General features: G+C 66.6%; 14 protein-coding genes. 9 read left to right on the forward strand and 5 right to left on the reverse strand.

What is annotated here, in order from left to right:
• Window positions 1–4 precede the first annotated feature (4 nt).
• Window positions 5–466, reverse strand: coding sequence for a DUF1203 domain-containing protein (locus MHM97_RS20500; protein ID WP_239325068.1), 462 nt, complete (start codon window positions 464–466; stop codon window positions 5–7).
• A gap of 327 nt (window positions 467–793) precedes the next feature.
• On the opposite strand from MHM97_RS20500, the gene gpmI reads away from it, so the two are divergent.
• From gpmI to MHM97_RS20520, 4 genes are all read left to right on the forward strand, one after another.
• On the forward strand, window positions 794–2,314 hold the full coding sequence (gpmI, locus tag MHM97_RS20505) for a 2,3-bisphosphoglycerate-independent phosphoglycerate mutase (protein ID WP_239325070.1): 1,521 nt from the start codon (window positions 794–796) through the stop codon (window positions 2,312–2,314).
• Complete coding sequence (locus MHM97_RS20510) at window positions 2,311–3,462, forward strand: murein hydrolase activator EnvC family protein (RefSeq protein ID WP_370645779.1); 1,152 nt, start codon at window positions 2,311–2,313, stop codon at window positions 3,460–3,462. Before gpmI ends, MHM97_RS20510 begins: the two co-directional genes overlap by 4 nt.
• A 7-nt stretch (window positions 3,463–3,469) precedes the next feature.
• The gene (locus MHM97_RS20515) at window positions 3,470–4,807 is read left to right on the forward strand and encodes a S41 family peptidase (protein ID WP_239325071.1); all 1,338 of its coding nucleotides are present in this window, start codon (window positions 3,470–3,472) and stop codon (window positions 4,805–4,807) included.
• A gap of 791 nt (window positions 4,808–5,598) precedes the next feature.
• Window positions 5,599–6,660 (forward strand): bifunctional transcriptional activator/DNA repair enzyme AdaA, encoded by a 1,062-nt coding sequence (locus MHM97_RS20520; protein ID WP_239325072.1) that lies wholly within the window; start codon window positions 5,599–5,601, stop codon window positions 6,658–6,660.
• A 157-nt stretch (window positions 6,661–6,817) separates the two neighbouring features.
• Here MHM97_RS20520 and MHM97_RS20525 read toward each other — a convergent pair whose 3' ends face one another.
• The 3 genes from MHM97_RS20525 to MHM97_RS20535 form a co-directional block, all read right to left on the reverse strand.
• On the reverse strand, window positions 6,818–7,195 hold the full coding sequence (locus MHM97_RS20525; protein ID WP_239325073.1) for a hypothetical protein: 378 nt from the start codon (window positions 7,193–7,195) through the stop codon (window positions 6,818–6,820).
• Window positions 7,196–7,250: 55 nt separating this feature from the next.
• Window positions 7,251–8,012, reverse strand: coding sequence for a DUF6478 family protein (locus MHM97_RS20530; RefSeq protein WP_239325074.1), 762 nt, complete (start codon window positions 8,010–8,012; stop codon window positions 7,251–7,253).
• Window positions 8,013–8,133: 121 nt separating this feature from the next.
• The gene (locus MHM97_RS20535) at window positions 8,134–8,958 is read right to left on the reverse strand and encodes a hypothetical protein (protein WP_239325075.1); all 825 of its coding nucleotides are present in this window, start codon (window positions 8,956–8,958) and stop codon (window positions 8,134–8,136) included.
• A gap of 375 nt (window positions 8,959–9,333) precedes the next feature.
• On the opposite strand from MHM97_RS20535, the gene MHM97_RS20540 reads away from it, so the two are divergent.
• From MHM97_RS20540 to MHM97_RS20555, 4 genes are all read left to right on the forward strand, one after another.
• Window positions 9,334–12,399: an ABC transporter transmembrane domain-containing protein gene (locus MHM97_RS20540; RefSeq protein WP_239325076.1), complete on the forward strand. Its 3,066-nt coding sequence runs from the start codon at window positions 9,334–9,336 to the stop codon at window positions 12,397–12,399.
• Window positions 12,400–12,476: 77 nt separating this feature from the next.
• A complete protein-coding gene (locus MHM97_RS20545) occupies window positions 12,477–13,358 on the forward strand; it encodes a CPBP family intramembrane glutamic endopeptidase (protein ID WP_239325077.1) in 882 nt (293 codons plus the stop codon).
• Window positions 13,359–13,421: 63 nt separating this feature from the next.
• Window positions 13,422–14,384, forward strand: a complete 963-nt coding sequence (gene accD / locus MHM97_RS20550; RefSeq protein WP_239325078.1) for an acetyl-CoA carboxylase, carboxyltransferase subunit beta — start codon at window positions 13,422–13,424, stop codon at window positions 14,382–14,384.
• Between the two features lie 149 nt (window positions 14,385–14,533).
• Window positions 14,534–15,805, forward strand: coding sequence for a bifunctional folylpolyglutamate synthase/dihydrofolate synthase (locus tag MHM97_RS20555; RefSeq protein ID WP_239325080.1), 1,272 nt, complete (start codon window positions 14,534–14,536; stop codon window positions 15,803–15,805).
• A gap of 78 nt (window positions 15,806–15,883) precedes the next feature.
• On the opposite strand, the gene zapE is transcribed toward MHM97_RS20555, so the two are convergent.
• Window positions 15,884–16,954 (reverse strand): cell division protein ZapE, encoded by a 1,071-nt coding sequence (gene zapE, locus MHM97_RS20560; protein ID WP_239325082.1) that lies wholly within the window; start codon window positions 16,952–16,954, stop codon window positions 15,884–15,886.
• A 165-nt stretch (window positions 16,955–17,119) separates the two neighbouring features.
• On the opposite strand from zapE, the gene MHM97_RS20565 reads away from it, so the two are divergent.
• Window positions 17,120–18,358, forward strand: a complete 1,239-nt coding sequence (locus tag MHM97_RS20565; RefSeq protein WP_239325084.1) for an MFS transporter — start codon at window positions 17,120–17,122, stop codon at window positions 18,356–18,358.
• Window positions 18,359–18,362 lie beyond the last annotated feature (4 nt).

The following is an 18,362-nucleotide window of genomic DNA, read 5'->3' on the forward strand; positions in this document are numbered from 1 at the left end:
GGCGTCAGCGCTCGATCCTTGCCTGATAGCAGTTGTTGCGTGCGGATCGGATGTGGACGTAGCGCACGCGCGGGTCGGCGAAGATCTCTTCGGCCTGCGCCATCATCTGGTCCTTGCCGATCACGATCCCGGTGCCGTAGACGATGCGGTCGTCTGCGCCATATCCCTTGATCAGATAGTCGGGGGAACGGGTGAAGACCTCTGGCATCTCCGGGCCCGCGTGCCGGGGGCAAGCATCGGCGCAGAGGAAGATCGGCCCGGTTTCTGCATAGGGCTGTGCTGTGGGAAAGGGGCGATGCGCGAGGATCAGCATCTCGGCCCCCTCGGGGATATAGGTCAGGCAGTGGCGACATGGGTTGCCACCGCCGTCAGAGGTGGCGCGTTCCGGTGTCTGGCCATGGGCGTCGGGCTGGCCGGCCTGATAGGCGCGCACGGTTTCGGTGGGCATGGCGATGATCTGGGGCATGGGGGATCGTCCTGTTGTTGATCTGTCCGCTATGGCTAGCAACCCCTGCATTGCCGCCGCGACCCGGATCTTGCGCCTTCGCCACGGTGGCCGCGCCCCATGCTGGGGGAGGCTCCCGCCGGGGGCGTCTGCATTGTAAATGCCGCCGCCCCCGTTGGGCCCGGCAGCGCGCCTGGCGGCGCGCTGCGCATCGCGCGCCGCTGGCGATGCATGAAACCCGCAAGGCCCGCTGTCACAAAACTGCCGAGATCGCACTCCCCGGTTTCCCAACCGCGTCACAGGCTGTAGAACCCGGGTCAAACCATTGTCGCTGACCGGAGACGAAACATGCCCGCACCCAAACCCGTTGTTCTTTGCATCCTTGATGGCTGGGGCAGTGCCGAGCCGGGACCGGCCAATGCGCCCTATCTTGCAAAGACGCCGACGCTGGATGCGATCATGGCAAGCAGCCCCACCGCGCGGCTGATCACCCATGGTCCCGATGTGGGGCTGCCCAGCGGTCAGATGGGCAATTCCGAGGTCGGCCATACCAATATCGGTGCGGGCCGGGTGGTGGCGATGGACCTCGGCCAGATTGATCTGGCGATCGAGGACGGCTCCTTTTACGACAATGCCGCGCTTCAGGCCTTTATCGCCAGGCTGAAGGAGACGGGCGGCGCGGCGCATCTGATGGGGCTTGTGTCCGATGGCGGCGTGCATGGCCATGTGACCCATATTCTGGCTGCGATAAAGGCGATCCGCGATGCGGGCGTGCCGGTCTGGCTGCATGCGGTCACCGACGGGCGGGACGTGGCGCCGAAATCGGCGCTGGGCTATCTGGATCAGCTTGAGGCCGGTATGGCCGCAGGGGCGCAGATCGCCACCGTCACCGGGCGCTATTTCGCCATGGACCGCGACAACCGCTGGGAGCGGGTTTCTCAGGCCTATGCTGCGATGGTGAAAGGGGAAGGGCAGTTCACCGCCGCCACTGCCAAAGAGGCGGTTGAGGCCGCCTATGGGCGTGATGAGCTGGATGAATTCGTCAAGGCCACGGTGGTCGAGGGGTTCGATGGCATTCAGGACGGCGACGGGTTTTTCTGCCTCAACTTCCGGGCGGATCGGGCACGGGAAATCCTGCGCGCCATTGGCGAGCCGGAGTTTGCAGAGTTCGACACCGGCCCCCGGCCCGCGCTCGCGGGTCTGCTGGGCATGGTGGAATATTCCCAGGGCCACAACGCCTATATGACCACCGCCTATCCCAAAAAGGCCATCGTCAACACGCTGGGTGAATGGGTGGCCAAACAGGGCAAGCGTCAGTTCCGTCTGGCGGAGACCGAGAAATATCCTCATGTCACCTTCTTCCTGAACGGTGGCAAGGAAACACCCGAGGAGGGCGAGGACCGCTTCATGCCGAAATCGCCCAAGGTGGCGACCTATGATCTGCAGCCCGAGATGTCCGCGCCCGAGGTCACCGCGAAATTCGTCGAGGCGATCAAGGCGGGCTATGACCTCATTGTCACCAACTACGCCAACCCCGACATGGTTGGCCACACAGGGGACCTTGATGCGGCGATCAAGGCCTGTGAGGCGGTGGATCAGGGGCTTGGCGCGGTTGTCGCGGCCCTTAGGGACGCGGGCGGCGCGATGATCGTCACCGCGGACCACGGCAATTGCGAGGTGATGGTCGATCCGGACACAGGCGGGGCGCATACGGCGCATACCACCAATCTGGTGCCGGTGGCGCTGGTCGGCGGGCCGGAGGGGGCGGCGCTGAAGGACGGGCGTCTGGCCGATCTGGCGCCGACGCTGCTGGCCTTGATGGGGCTGGAGCAACCCGCGGAGATGACCGGGGAGAGCCTGCTGGCATGAGCCGGGCATGGGCAATGGTTCTGGGACTCGGCCTCGCCGCGTTTACGGCGGGCGTGGTGCGGGCGGCGCCGTCCGACCCGGGCGAGGCGGCGGCATCGGCCGCGTCGGCGCTTGAGGCGGCGGCAGTGCGTCTGGATCAGGCCGAGGGCGCGCGCGACCGGGTCAAGGCGCTCACCGAGACGGTGCGGGCCTATGAGGCCGGGCTTCAGGCGATGCGGGACGGGCTGCGCCGGGTGGCGCGGCGGGAAACCCAGCTGACCACGCAGCTGAAGGCGCGCGAGGGCGAGGTGGCGGAGCTGCTCGGGGTGATCACCACCATCGAGACCTCGACGCCGCCGGTGCTGATGCTGCATCCCTCCGGCCCGCTGGGCGCGGCCCGGTCGGCGATGATGCTGGCGGAGGTCACCCCGGGGGTGCAGGCCCGCGCCGATGCGCTGCGCAACGACGTGCAGGAGGTGCGCGACCTGCGGCTCTTGCAACAGAGCGCGGCGCAGAAACTGGAGGAGGGCTTGCAGGGGGTGCAAGCGGCCCGTGCGGCGCTGTCGACAGCGATCGCCGACCGCCAGGATCTGCCGCAGCGCTATACCGAGGACCCGGTGCAGACCGCGATCCTGATCTCCTCGACCGAGACGCTCACCGGGTTTGCGGACGGTCTGGCGCTGATTGCCGAGGCCAACGGCATCGAGACCACCCGCGGCGACATCTCCGACCGCCGCGGTGATCTGGCGCTGCCGGTCGAGGGGCTGCTGCTGCGTGGCTACGGCGAGCGGGATGCCGCCGGGGTGGCCCGGGCCGGGGTGCTGGTGGCGACCCGTCCGCGGGCGCTGGTCACCAGCCCTACGGCGGCCACCATCCGCTATCTCGGGCCCTTGCTGGACCTGGGCAATGTGGTGATTCTGGAACCGCAGCCGGACACATTGTTCATCCTCTCCGGCCTTGCCGAGGTCTTTGGCAGCGCCGGACAGGTCATTCCCGAGGGCACGCCGGTGGGTCTGATGGGCGGTGAGGCGGCCGCGAGCAGCGCGATTTTGTCACTTAGCGGTGAAGGGGGTGGAACTGGCCGCTCGGAAACGCTCTATATAGAAGTCAGAATGGAAAACAGTCCCGTGGACCCGGAAACGTGGTTCAGGACCGGGCAAGGTGGATAGGCAAGAGATGAAGAAATTTGCGATGGCGGCTCTGGGCGGGACGCTCGCGGGCTTTGTGGCGACGACCTATGTGGCGGCACCGCTGCTGGCACAGGAAAGCAGTGAGGCAACCGTCTACGAGCAGCTCGACCTGTTCGGAGACATTTTCGAACGCATCCGCGCACAATATGTCGAGGAGGTGGACGAGACCGAGCTGATCGAGGCCGCGATCGGCGGCATGCTGCAATCGCTCGACCCGCACTCCAGCTACCTGTCGCCCGATGACGCCTCCAAGATGCGGGTGCAGACCCGGGGCGAATTCGGCGGCCTCGGCATCGAGGTCACGCAGGAGGACGGCTTCGTCAAGGTGGTCTCGCCGATGGATGGCACCCCCGCCTACGAGGCCGGTGTCGAGGCAGGCGATTTCATCACCCATGTGGATGGCGAGAGCCTGCTGGGCCTCGGCCTCGACGAAGCGGTGGAGCTGATGCGCGGCCCGGTCGGGTCCGAGATCATCATCACCGTGGTTCGCGAGGGCGAGGAGGAGCCGTTTGACGTCTCCATCATCCGCGACACCATCAAGCTCACCGCCGTGCGCAGCCGCACCGAGGGTGACAGCGTCGTGCTGCGGGTCACCACCTTCAACGAACAGACCACGCCCAATCTGGAGGAATACCTCGAGGAGCAGGTCGAGGCGCTGGGCGGCATGGACAACGTCAACGGCATCGTGCTGGACCTGCGCAACAACCCGGGCGGGTTGCTGACCCAGGCGATCAGCGTCGCCGACAGTTTCCTCGACAGCGGCGAGATCGTCTCCACCCGCGGGCGCCAGCCCGAGGACGGCGAACGGTTCAACGCCACCCCGGGCGACCTGATCGACGGCAAGCCGATCGTGGTGCTGATCAACGGCGGCTCTGCCTCGGCCTCGGAGATTGTCGCCGGCGCCTTGCAGGATCACCGCCGCGCCATCGTGGTGGGCACCAAGTCCTTCGGCAAGGGCTCGGTTCAGACGGTGATGCCGCTGCGCGGCGATGGCGCCATGCGCCTGACCACCGCGCGGTATTACACGCCGTCGGGTCGCTCCATTCAGGCGCTGGGTGTGAGCCCCGACATTGTGGTGCAGCAGCCCCGCCGCCGCCCCGAGGCCGAAGAGGACGAGCCCGCAAGCTCTGCCTTTGGTCCCCGGTCCGAAGCCGACCTGCGCGGGCGTCTGAACAACGACAGCCTGTCCGAGGACGAGGTGCGCCAGATCGAGGCCGACCGCGAAAAGGCCGAGAAGGCCGCCGAGCTGCGCGAGGAGGATTATCAGCTGGCCTATGCCATCGACATCCTCAAGGGCCTGTCGGCGCTGGGTCCAAAGGACTGATATCGCGCGCGCTGCGCTGGGCTCATCCACACGCAAGGGCTGCCTTCGGGCGGCCCTTTTTGCATGTTGGCTTGCGTGCGGGCGCCGACAAGCACGGAGGGCCGCCGGGGCCTGGGGCCGGGCGGGTCTGTCCGCGCATTGGCGCGGAGGGTGCGGGGGGATCATCGCCATTGCCGAGGCTGCTGGCCTGATCCGGTGATTCGGTGATCCGTGGCTGGGGCCCCGAAAGGGGGGCGGCGCCGCCGGGTGGAGGAGGGACAGACCCCGCGGGGCCTGTTCGCACTGGCTTGCCAGAACGACCCCCTTTTTATCGGGGCCGGTCTCCGGTCTGAGCGCGGGCAGCCACACAGTTTGCCCGCGCCGGGTAGAGGTGATCGATCCCCGCCAGTCTGCCACAGGGATCTGAGGATCCGGTCACCGGCGCGTGCGGGGGCCCGGCAACGGGGGGGGCGTGCGCTGCCGGCGTGTGGCGCGGCCTCGGGACGGGCGCTCTGGTCGCGGGCCCATTGTCGTTGTGTGCGAGGGTGGCCCGGCGCGGGGCGCATCCCGCATCGGACCCCGGTGGGCCTATTTCGCCGCCAGCATGCCGAGGTCCTTGGTGGCCATGGGGGTCCTTTTCTGGGTCCAGATGGGGCTTCCTTTGCACAATGCAAAACAGGTGTGGGGTGCGCGCTGGCGGAATTTACGGGGGAAACCGCGTGTCGACCGCTTTTTCCGTCCGCGCAGCGGCGGGGGAATAGACGCCTGATTTTCGGCGTCGTCGCCGGGCGATCTGGGCTAAGCTTCGTGTCATGATGTTCGATTTGCCTGATTCACAGACGCTGTACCAAGCGTTGCTCTCCCGCGATGCGGCCTATGACGGGCGCGCTTATGTGGGGGTCACCTCGACCGGGATCTTCTGCCGTTTGACCTGCCCGGCGCGCAAACCTAAGTTCGAGAACTGCCAGTTCTTTGCCACGCCCGGCGCCTGTATCGAGGCGGGGTTTCGCGCCTGCAAACGCTGCCACCCGGTCGATGCGGCGGCGGGCAATGATCCGAACGTGCGGCGATTGCTGGCGGCGCTGGAGGCGCGCCCGGGCCATCGCTGGGGCGAGGGCGACGTGATCGCCATGGGGCTGGATCCCTCCACCACGCGGCGCGCCTTCAAGCGGCAGTTCGGCATGACCTTTCTGGAAATGGCCCGCCAGCGCCGGTTGCGGGACGGTTTCACCACCCTGAGCGCGGGCGAGCCGGTGATTGCGGCGCAGCTTGATGCCGGTTTCGAGAGCCCAAGCGCCTTTCGCGCTGCCTTTGCACGGTTGGTCGGCGTGGCACCGGGTGCCTTTCGCAAGGACGCGCAGCTGCTGGCCGACTGGATCGACACGCCGCTGGGGGCGATGGTGGCGGTGGCCTGCCAGCATCGGTTGCACCTGCTGGAATTTGCCGATCGCAAGGCGCTGCCGCGCGAGGTGGCAAAGCTGCAAAAGCGCCAGCCCGGCGGGCTCGGCTTTGGCCGCCCGGCGGTGATCGACCAGGCGGCGGAGGAGCTTGCGGCCTATTTCGCGGGTCAGGCGGCGCGGTTTGAAACGCCGCTGGCCTATCACGGCACCGGCTTCGAAGCGCAGGTCTGGCGCGCCCTGCGCGAGATCCCCGCCGGAGAGACCCGTAGTTACGGCCAGTTGGCCAAGGCGCTGGGGCGCCCCGGGTCCAGCCGCGCGGTGGCCCGTGCCAATGGGGCCAACCAGATCGCGGTGATGATCCCCTGTCACCGGGTGCTGGGGGCCGACGGGGCATTGACCGGCTATGGTGGCGGCCTGTGGCGCAAGCAGCGCCTGATCGAGATCGAACGCAGCCTGAGTACATCCGCCGCCTAGGCCGCTCCCCGTTTCCCTGGTGTCAGAAGGGGCTTCCGACCTGTGCGGTCGGACCCGCGCGCGCCGGGCCTTTGGCCCGGCGCGCGCCCCTCGGCGGGCCCGTCAGGGCTCGCAATACCTCTGGACTGGCCGCGCGCGTTGAATGACCTCAGACCCGTCAGGTGGTTTCCAGACAATGGCGGCGGAAGGCGCGTTTCAGCATGTCCAGCTCCGCGCGCAGCAGCTCCACTTCGGCCCGCAGGTCATCCACCAGCGGCTCGCCCGCGATCAGGGTGAAATCGCCCAGTTTCTCATCCGATCCGGCCTCATAGATGACGAAGCTCTGCACACCATCGCCCACGGCTTCGGTCGGGATCGGAATGGACAGGGTCCAGCATCCCGGCGTCTCCGCCTCGGTCAGCGCCACATCGGCAACCTCGCGGTCGAGATAGCGCACGGCGATCTGCGGCCGGGGCCCGCCGTGCGGCGCGTTCTCGACCTGGCCTTCCCAGACGCCGGAGCGAAAACGGATCTTGCGGAGGGTGAGGGCGCTCATGGGGATCTCCTGGGAATGGGGCAGAGGCAGGTGGCAAACGGGGGCGGGACAGACCTCAGAGGTTGGCGCGGCGGAAACGGGCGAAGGTCACATCCCGCAGCACCACCTGGTTCAGGTCGGGGGCTTCGAAGATCAGGTCGAGCCAGGCCTTCTCGATCCGCTTTTCGTTCAGCCGCGAATAGGCCAGATCGTATTCCACCGTCATGTTTTTCTCGCCCGGCGGCAGTTCGCGGACCAGTTGTTCGGTATTGGGGCCGTGCTTGATGTTGAGGCGGGCGAAGATCTCGATCGGCTTTTCGCTTTCGACGATACAATCCATGCGCACCAGATGCTGCCGCGTCAGCCCGCGCGTCGCCTCTGCCGGCAGGTCAATGACAAGCGACAGAAACGACCCATCAAACTGGAACACATCCATCCGCAGGCCAAAGGGCGCCAGGTCCTCCTCCCGCGTGTTGCGCAGCTGGCGCAGGGTCAGTTCCGAGATGGCACAGTCGTGAAACATCTGGATCTCGTGGCCGAGGCGGGTCTTGCTGGGCACCGAGGACACCCCCACCACCGGCAAGGGGCCGCGCCAGAGCTCGGGGCGCCAGGACCAGTCGGTCCCATGCGGGCGGGCAAAGGCGGTGGAGCCGACACGCGGCAGCGCCAGGCGCCCGTCGGCGATGTGGATCAGCTGGTCGAGCTGGGCGCGCAGCTGCCGGGCGGCGTTGCGCTGCTGGCGCAGGAGCGGCAATGGCGCGCCGGGGGCCTGTCGCACCGCACTGCGCCAGCGCCGCAGCGCGCCTGCATTCAACAGCTGCTCCAGAAGTCTGCCCATCCTGCCCCCACGGCTCGCGTTCTCGCGTGTCTGCCCGGGATGTTCGCCCGGATTTGTCCGCCATATTAACGGACTAGCCACCGGAGACAAAGGTGTTTCTGAGGCGGGCTGTGACGGCTGTTCAGCCGTCCGAGCGCTGCGGATCCGCAGCTGCGGAGGCGGTCGCGACGGGCGCGGTGTTCCCCGGACGCGACAGGGGGCGTGCGGTCTGCTCCGGCGCCGACTCACCCGGGGCCGCCGGGGTGGTGGTCTCCGCCAGGCGGGTGGCATTGCGCGAGGCGCGCACGAATTCGCGGATCAGCCGGGCGCCTTTCTCTCCGAGGTAGGTGCTGCCATCCGGCGCATAGAGCGCAACCGACACCAGATGCCCGTGCACCACAAAGGCACCGCGCCAATGGGTGCCGCTGGCGCCCTCTGCGGAATGGCCGTCCATATGCAGTTTCACCAGCGGCAGATCGCGGTCGCTGCGGGTCTCCAGCACCCGGGCGGTGCGGCGGCTGGTGGTGAAGGCGGCGCGCAGGGCCTCGGCCGAGGGGGCGGGGGTGTTGGCGGCCACGGCGCCGACGGTGGCGGTCAGCATTGCGCCCTCGGCGCCGCGAAAGCGGCCAAATGTGCTCAGGCGCGCGCAATCGGCCAGCAGCGCAAAGCCGCCGGTGGCGGTGTGCTTCTCCATCTGCGCGTCGAAACAGAACCCGCTGGGCGCGGCGAGGATCAGCTGCCCGTCGCCGAACACCGCGGTGAGCGCGCGGCCACGGCCGCTGCCGGGGCGGGAGATGTCCTCTCCCGGCGGTGCAAAGGCGAGCCGGTTGCCCTGCATGCAGCCCGCCAGCAGCAAAGGTGCGACCAGCACAAGGCAAAGCGCGCCGAAACCGCCCCATCTGCTGCGGGCGATCCCGCGCCGGATGCGGCCGGCGGCCGCCAGGGTCTGTGCGATTGTCTGCCTCACGGTCTGCCCTTCGTGATCTGCGCCTGTGCCGCCTATGGTGTCGCGCAGGCTTTCGCCTGTGGTTCCACCTGTGTGTGATGGCCTGCGTGCAAGCCTGCTTCAGCCCGACAAATCGATGGATCAGACCCCTGATCAAAGGATATATACACGGCTGAATACTGCTCAAAAGTTCTAAACCCAGCACCGTGGCGGAACAAGGATAAAGGAGGCGTGACCGGGCGAGGCTTGAATTGTGGCGGTATCACGCTTACCTCACGCGCCTTGACGGCGCCCTGTGCACCAGACGCCCCCATACGCGCGAACCGCCGCGCCGCTCTTGCCGCCCGGGGGCTCCGGTCACCAGGGCGGCCCGGACCGACAGAAAGGACATAGGCTGTGGAGCCAAGCCTGTTTGCCTTTATCTGGCGCTATTCCAAGCGCCAGCAACTCGGTCTGCTGGTCCTGACGCTGCTGAGTTTTCCGTTTCTCTACGCGACGTTGGAGCTGCCCAAGCGGATCGTCAACGATGCCATCGGCGCGCCGAGCGACTGGATCATGCTCTGGGGGTGGCGGCTGAGTTCCGAGTCCTATCTGCTGGTGCTGTGCTTCACCTTCCTGGCGGCGGTTCTGGCCAGCGGCCTGATGAAGATGCGGCTCAATACGCTCAAGGGTATCCTGTCGGAGCGGCTGCTGCGGCGCCTGCGCTATCAGATGATCGCGCGGATGATGCGGTTCCCCTCGGGCCACTTTCGCACCACCTCGCAGGGGGAGATGGTGTCGCTCATCACCTCCGAATCAGAGCCGATGGGCGGGCTGATGGGGGATGCGGTGGCGCAGCCGGTGTTCCAGGCCGGGCAGATGCTGACCATCGTGGCGTTCCTGTTTGTGCAGAGCGTCTGGTTCGGGCTGGCCTCGGTGGCGCTGATCCCGTTGCAGGCCTGGCTGATCCCGATGCTGCAACGCCAGATCAACCTCCTCAACAAGGACCGGATCGTCGAGCTGCGCGCGCTCTCTGCCGAGATCGGTGAAACCGCCGCCGGGCTTTCCGACCTGCGCAGCAACGGCGGCTGGCGCTACCGGCTGGCGCAGGTGTCCAACCGGCTGGGCCGCCTGTTCGAGATCCGCCGTCGCATCTTCATGAAAAAGTTCTTCATGAAGTTCCTCAACAACCTGATCGGCCATCTGACGCCGTTCTTCTTTTATTCGGTGGGCGGTCTGCTGGCGATCCGGGGCGAGATCACCGTGGGCGCGCTGGTGGCGGCACTGGCGGCCTACAAGGATCTGTCGGCCCCGTGGAAAGAGCTGCTGACCTATTACAACCAGGTGCAGGACATGTCGCTGCGCTGGCAGGTCATGCGCGAGAAATTCGCCCCGCCCGGGATGCTCGACGCGGCGCTGTTCGAGGGCGAACCCCGGAGCCTGCCGCATCTGCGCGGGGCGATCGAGCTGCGCGATGTCACCGTCCGCGATGGCGAGGGCAAGCCGATCCTGGACGGGCTCTCGCTGACCATCCCGGCGGGCGCGCAGGTGGCGATCCGGAGCACCTCGGCGGCGGAACGTCAGGCGCTGGCGCAGCTTCTGACCCGCGAGGTGCTGCCGGCGCGGGGCGAGGTCATCGTGGCCGGACGCCCCCTGGCGGAATTGCATCAGGGGGTGATCGCCAGCCGCATCGGCTATGCCTTCAGCGGGCCCTATCTGTTTGACGGCTCGCTGGGGGACAATGTGCTGATGCCGCTGCGCAACCGGCCCCGCGCCACCGCGCCGGAGCTGCAACTGCTGAGCCGCGCCGAGGCGGTGCGGGCGGGCAACAGTGCCGATCCGCTGCATGCGGATTGGGTGAACCCGGATCTGGCCGGGCTCGGCTCCGAGGACGGGCTGCGCGACTGGTGGTTCCAGCTGGTGGAGGCGATGGGCATCGACGGCCAGCTGTTTCACCGCACCCTGCATGCCCGGTTGATGGATCATCACCGCGCGCTGGAGGCGCAGATCACCGCCCTGCGGCCCCGCATCGCCGCCCGGCTGGCGGCGCAGGGGCTGGGGGATGTGGTCTATCGGTTCCTGCCGGAGCGTTACAATCCCACCCTGTCGCTGGCCGAGAACATGATGTTCGCCTTTCCGGTGCAGCCGGTGCCGACAGAGCTGTTCACCGATCCCGACGGTCCGTTTCAGCGGGTGCTGCGGGCAGAGGGGCTTGAGGTGGAGACCCGCGACATCAGCCTGGCGCTGATCGACACGCTGCAACGGACCTTTGGCAAGGGCGACACCTCGCACCCGCTGTTCCGGCGGCTGGGGCTGGACGAGGATCTCTATGCCCGCATCACCCGTGCGGCCGACCACCACACCGGCGGCGGCACGCTGGGGCGCGCAGACAATGCGCTGTTGTGCACGCTGCCCTTCCTGCTGACCGAAGAGCAGATCGGCGCCGGTCTGCCGCGCGCCTACAAGGACCGCATCCTCGAAATCCGGGCGCGGCGCGGCGATCTGCTGCTGTCGGACTGCGCCGGGGTCTATCGCCGCCTGCGCTCCGAAGAATACGCCCGCAAGCTGACGGTGCTGGAAAACGCGCTGTTTGGCCGGGTGTCGATCCACGCGGGCGCCCGCGCGCAGGCGGTGGAGGATGTGGTCGCCGAGGTGATGGCCGACCACGATCTGAAGGCGCGGCTGGCGCTGATGATCTACGACCTGCCGACCGGGCTGGGCGGCGCCTTGCTGGAGCCGGTGTTCCGCGAACGCGCCGCCTTTACCCGGGCGGCGATCAAGCGGCCCGATATCCTGATCCTCGATCACGTGCTGGCCAGCCATGACGCCGACAACCGGCTGAAGACCCGCACCCGGTTGCAGGCGCTCTTGCCCAAGACCACGATGATCCACCTCGAAGACCATTTCGAGAACCCCTCGCGCTATGACATGTATCTGGAGCTGACGGACGGGCGGCTGGACGGGCAGGAGGGTGTGGCCGCGCCCTGGCCCGAGACGGCAGAACAGGGCGGCGATTTTGATCGCAAGCTGGCGGTGATCGGCGATGTCGATCTGTTTGCGCGGCTGGATCCCCGCAATCAGCGCCTGCTGGCGTTTTCCGCCGCCTGGGTGCAGGTGCCGACGGGCACTGCGGTGTTCCGCGCCGGCGCCGAGGGCGATGCGGTCTACCTGTGCCTGTCCGGCCGTGCAGCGCTGCAATTCCCCGAAGACGGCAGCCAGCTCGACGAGATCGGCCCCGGGCGGCTGATCGGGGATCTGGCGGTGATCACCGGCGAGCCGCGCCAGCTCGACCTGCTGGCGGTCGAGGACTGCGTGTTCCTGCGCATCGGGGCCGAGGAATATTGCACCGTGATCGAAAGCGATGTCTCGGTGGCGGTGCAATTGCTGAAAACGGTCTCCGGACATCTGTCGAGCGCCGCCGTCGCCCTGCAGGCGGCGCGGACGGGGCCGCAACCCGACGACAGCGCGCAGCGCGAGGGCTGATCGCGTCCCGGTGTCCGGCGCTGGTCAGGCGCGCCCGGCTCGCTTACAAGGGGCAAAACGCCGAAGGACCGCCCGCAATGCGCTATCACCCCCACGAGATCCTGCTGCAGGACGCCCGCAAGATGCCGGAGCTCTGGCGTCTGGCGGTCGGGGTGGTGCTGGTGATCGTGACCTGGTTTGCGCTGGGGCTGCTGTCGGACCTGCTGGTGCTGCCGGCGGTGCTGGCGCTGACCGGCGACGCGGATCTGTTTGGCGGCAATGATGCGGCCGGGATGGCGGTGCTGCTGGGCAATTTCCTCTATGCCATCATTGCCGTGGGGCTGGTGTTACAGATGCTGCACGGGCGCAGTCTTGGCTCTCTGGTGGGGCCGCGGGACCGGGTGCTCCGGCAGTGGTGGCAGGTGGTGCGTATCCTGCTGGTGCTGGTCTGCGTCGTGGTGGTGCTGCCGCCCTACGACATGGGCGAACCGGTGGTGGCGCAGCTGCCGTTTGGACGCTGGCTGCTGTGGTTGCCGCTGTCGCTGGTCTTGGTACTGATCCAGGTCAGCGCCGAGGAAATCCTGTTTCGCGGCTATCTTCAGCAGGGGCTCGCCGCCCGGTTCCGGAGCCCGCTGGTCTGGCTGCTCCTGCCGTCGCTCCTGTTTGGCATGGGCCACTACATGCCGCAGGAGGCCGGGGACAATGCCTGGCTCATCGTGGCGAGTGCCACCCTCTATGGCATGCTGATGGCGGATCTGACCGCGCGGGCCGGCAGTCTCGGCCCGGCGATCGCGGTGCATTTCATCAACAACGTCTGGTCCCTGCTGGTGGTGGCCTCGCCCTCCAGCCTCAACGGGCTGGCGCTCTATCTGCACCCCTTTGCAATGGATGACGTGGCGGCGCTGCGCCCCTGGCTGCTGGTGGACCTGATGGTGCTCCTTGTGACGTGGCTTGCGGCGCGGGTTGCGATCAGGGCCTGATTGCAATTGACGCAAACTCGCCTTATCTGGGGTTCCAACCGCCAATCAGGCAGAGGCCAATAGATGAACTGGATCACCAACTACGTCCGCCCCAGGATCAACTCGATCTTCTCGCGCCGGGAAGTCCCCGAGAACCTGTGGAAGAAATGCGACGAATGCGGCACCATGCTGTTTCACCGCGAGTTGACCGACAATCAGAACGTCTGCACCAACTGCGGCCACCACATGCATATCACCCCGCGGGCGCGGTTCGAGGCGCTGTTCGACGGTGGCATCTTTGCCGAGGTGAAGGTCCCGGAACCGGTTGCCGATCCGCTGAAGTTCCGCGACCAGAAACGCTATCCCGACCGGATGCGTGCGGCACAGAAAAACACCGGCGAAAAAGAGGCGATGCTGGTCGCCACCGGTGAAATCGGGCGCACGCCGATCGTCGCCACCGCGCAGGATTTCTCCTTCATGGGCGGCTCCATGGGCATGTATGTCGGCAACGCCATCATCGCCGCCGCCGAAGAGGCCGTGAAACTGGGCCGCCCGCTGGTGCTGTTCTCTGCCGCAGGTGGCGCACGCATGCAGGAGGGCATCCTGTCGCTGATGCAGATGCCGCGCACCACCGTTGCGATCGAGATGCTCAAAGAGGCGGGCCTGCCCTATATCGTGGTGCTCACCCATCCGACCACCGGCGGTGTCACCGCGTCCTATGCGATGCTGGGCGATGTGCATATCTCCGAACCCAACGCGCTCATTTGTTTTGCCGGTCCCCGCGTGATCGAGCAGACCATCCGCGAAAAACTGCCCGAGGGCTTTCAGCGCGCCGAATACCTGCTGGACCATGGCATGCTGGACCGGGTGACCCCACGCACCGAGATGCGCGACGAGCTGATCACCATCATCCGCATGATGATGAAACTGCCGCCTCAGGTGCATGGCGATCTGCCCGCCCCGGAGCCTGAGCCGCAGGTCGAAGGGGCCGAAAAAGACGAAAAAGCGCCCGAGGAGGACGCATCGGGCGAAGACAAAAAAGCCTGAGCCCCTTCATCATGAGTTTTGCCTGACCGAAGGTCGGGCAGCGCCCGCCCCAATCGAGGCGGGCGCTTCGCTTCCACCCCGACGGGACGGGCGCTGCCCTCATCGCATGTGGCACCGCCTGGCTCCGTGATCAGACTGGATCACGTCCGATGACCGAACAGACCTCCGACGCCATTCTCGCCCGTATGATGGCGCTGCATCCCAAGATCATCGACCTGACGCTGGATCGGGTCTGGCGTCTCTTGGCGGCGCTGGACAACCCGCAGGATAAACTGCCCCCGGTGATCCATATCGCGGGCACCAATGGCAAAGGCTCCACCCAGGCGATGATCCGCGCCGGGCTTGAGGGCTGGGGCAAATCGGTGCACGCCTATACCTCGCCGCATCTGGCCCGTTTTCACGAACGCGTCCGTCTGGCGGGCGATCTGATCTCCGAGGATCACCTGACGCAGGTGCTTGATGAGTGCTACAACGCCAATGGCGACGAGAGCATCACCTATTTCGAGATCACCACCGTGGCGGGGCTGCTGGCGTTCTCGCGCACCTCGGCGGATTACACCCTGCTGGAGGTTGGCCTTGGCGGGCGTCTGGACGCCACCAATGTGATCACGCCCGAGGTTTCGGTGATCACGCCGATTTCCATCGACCATGAACAATTCCTCGGCAACACGCTGGCGAAGATCGCAGGCGAGAAGGCCGGCATCATCAAACGCGGCGTGCCGGTGGTGGTCGGCCCGCAACCCGACGAAGCGATGGAGGTGATCGAGGACACCGCGATGCGCCTTGGCGCGCCCCTGATCGCCTATGGTCAGCACTGGCACGTCCACGAGGAACGCGGACGTCTGGTCTATCAGGACGAACGTGGTCTGCTGGATCTGCCGCTGCCCAACCTGATGGGCGCGCATCAGATCCAGAACGCAGGTGCCGCCCTTGCGGTGCTGCGTCACCTCGGCGCGGATGAGGCCGCCTGCGAGGCGGCGATGACCGGCGCCGAATGGCCCGCCCGCATGCAGCGCCTCAAAACCGGCCCGCTGGTCGCGGCCGCCGGCGCGGCAGAGCTATGGCTGGATGGCGGTCACAACGCCGCCGCAGGCATTGCGCTCGCCGATGTGCTGGCCAAGCTGCCCAAACGCCCGACGCATCTGATCTGCGGCATGCTCAACACCAAGGATGTGACCGGCTATATGCGCCCCCTTGCAGCCCAGGCCGAGAGTCTGACCGCAGTGTCGATCCCCGGCGAAGCGGCAACGCTCAGCGCGGCAGACACCGCGGCGGCGGCGGCCTCCGTCGGGCTTGCAGCGCAGGAGGCCGAGAGCGTTGCAGCGGCGCTGAGTGCGATCCTGGCCCGCGATCCCGATTGCCGGGTGCTGATCTGCGGCTCGCTCTACCTCGCGGGCAATATCCTGCGCGAAAACGGCTAGGATCCGCCGCGCCTTCATCTTTTCATAAATATCCCGGGGGAGGCCCAAAGGGCCGGGGGCAGCGCCCCCTCCCCGGTGTCAGGCCGCGCGCCCCCAGTCCTTGTCCTGCATCTCCCGCAGGCGCGAGGCGGTGCGTTCGAATTCAAAGGCGCCATCGCCCTCCATATAGAGGAACTCCGGCTCTGCCGCCGCCGAGCAAATGAGCCGCACGCGGGCCTCGTAAAGCGCGTCGATCAGGGTCACGAACCGTTTGGCTTCGTTGAAATTGTTGCGCCCGAGGCTGGGGATGTTCTCCAGCACCAAAACCTTGACCGCATCGGCCACCGCCAGATAATCGCCGGGCCCCAGCATGGTGCCGCAGAGGTCATAAAACGTCGCCCGCGCCACCCCGTTGCGATAGGCGGGCAGGGTGACCTCGCGGCCCTTTACCGTCAGCACCAATGGCTCTGCCGCGCCGCCGGTGAGATCGCGCCAGATCTCTTCCATCTCGGCGCGGGTGTCGGCGTTCAGGGGCGTGAAATAGACCCGAGAGCCGGTCAGACGGTCCTGTCGATAGTCCTTGGGGCTGACCATCTCATGCACCTGCATCCTGTCCTTGATGAGGTCGATGAAGGGCAGGAACAGCTGCCGGTTCAGCCCGTCCTTATAAAGGTCATCCGGCACCCGGTTGGAGGTGGTCACCACCACCACGCCGGCCTCGAACAGCGCCTCGAACAGCCGACCGACGATCATCGCATCGGTGATGTCGGTGATCTGCATCTCGTCAAACGCCAACAAGCGCACTGAGGCCACCACATCCGCCACCACCGGCGCCAGCGCGTCCTCGGTGCCGGCCTCGCGGGCGCGGTGCATCCTGGCGTGGATCTCCTGCATGAAGGCGTGGAAATGCACCCGGCGGCTGGGGATGTCATCAAGGCTCTCGACAAAGAGATCCATCAGCATCGACTTGCCGCGCCCGACACCGCCCCACAGATAAAGCCCCCTGACCTCCGGGCGTACCGCCTTGCGGAACAGGCCGCGCTTGACCGGCTCGGCGCGCAGGCCCTCGGCGATGCGGTCAAACTCCGGCAGGACCGCCTCTTGTGCGGGGTCGGGCTGGATCTGCCCACTGTCTACACGGGCCTGATAGAGGTCGGTCATATGTGTCATGCCCCCAGCCATAGCCGGATGATTTTGCAAAGGAAAGCCGCAGCCGCCCGCTGGCTGAACCCGATGGTTCAATTTTATTTATGTATGCACACAAAACTCCTGAATTGACGCCCGCGTGCGAATGGGAACACTTGCGGCGCAATGACACAGCCGGAGAGCGCGCCCATGGACCGTCCAGCCCCCTTGTTCACCCCCGTCCTGCTGGTGGGCTGCCTGATCATCATGGTGAGCTTTGCGGTGCGCGCCTCCTTTGGCGTGTTCCAGATCCCGATCGCCGAGGATTTTGGCTGGCTCCGGAGCGAATTTTCGCTGGCCATCGCGATCCAGAACCTGGCCTGGGGCATCGGCCAGCCGATCTTTGGCGCCATTGCCGAGAAGATCGGCGACCGCAAGGCGATCATCATCGGCGCGGTGGTCTATGCCGCCGGTCTGGTGCTGAGCGCGGGCGCCACCACGCCGTTTGAAATGCAGGCCTACGAATGGCTGGTGGGCTTTGGCGTTGCGGGCACGGGCTTTGGCGTGGTGCTGGCGGTGGTGGGGCGTGCCAGCTCGGACGAGAACCGCTCCATGTCGCTGGCGATTGTCACCGCAGCGGGTTCGGCGGGGCAGATCTTTGGCGCGCCGACGGCGGAATACATGCTGGGGCTGATGTCGTGGCAGACGGTGTTTTTGGTCTTTGCTGGTGTCGTTCTGGCGCTGATCCTGTCGCTTCCCCTGATGCGCGCGCCGGTCTCTGCGGGCAAGGCAGAGCTTGAGGAAAGCATGGGCGCGATCCTCAAGAAAGCCTTTCGCGATCCGTCTTACACGCTGATTTTCCTCGGGTTTTTCTCCTGTGGCTATCAGCTGGCCTTTGTCACCGCGCATTTTCCGGCCTTTGTCACCGAGATGTGCGGCCCGATCATGCCCGGCGGCATGCTGCACGGGCTGGGGATCACCACCACCTCGGCGCTGGGGGCGGTGTCGATCTCGCTGATCGGTCTGGCCAATGTGGGCGGCACGCTGCTGGCGGGCTGGGCGGGCAAGCATTATTCCAAGAAATACCTGCTGGCGGGCATCTATACCGCGCGCACGATCGTGGCGGGGGCCTTCATCCTGCTGCCGATCACGCCCCTGTCGGTGATCCTGTTCTCGGTGGCGATGGGCGCGCTGTGGCTGGCGACCGTGCCGCTGACCTCCGGTCTGGTCGCCCATATCTACGGGCTGCGCTACATGGGCACGCTCTACGGCATCGTGTTCCTCAGCCACCAGATCGGCGGCTTCCTCGGCGTCTGGCTGGGCGGTCGGATGTACGACATCTACGGCGACTACACGATGGTCTGGTGGATCGGTGTCGGCGTCGGGGCCTTCAGCGCCATTGTGCATCTGCCGGTGCGCGAGCGTCCCTTGCAGCAGGCGGCGGCCTGATCGG

This window comes from Epibacterium sp. Ofav1-8, from assembly GCF_022348185.1.
GTDB lineage: Bacteria > Pseudomonadota > Alphaproteobacteria > Rhodobacterales > Rhodobacteraceae > Epibacterium.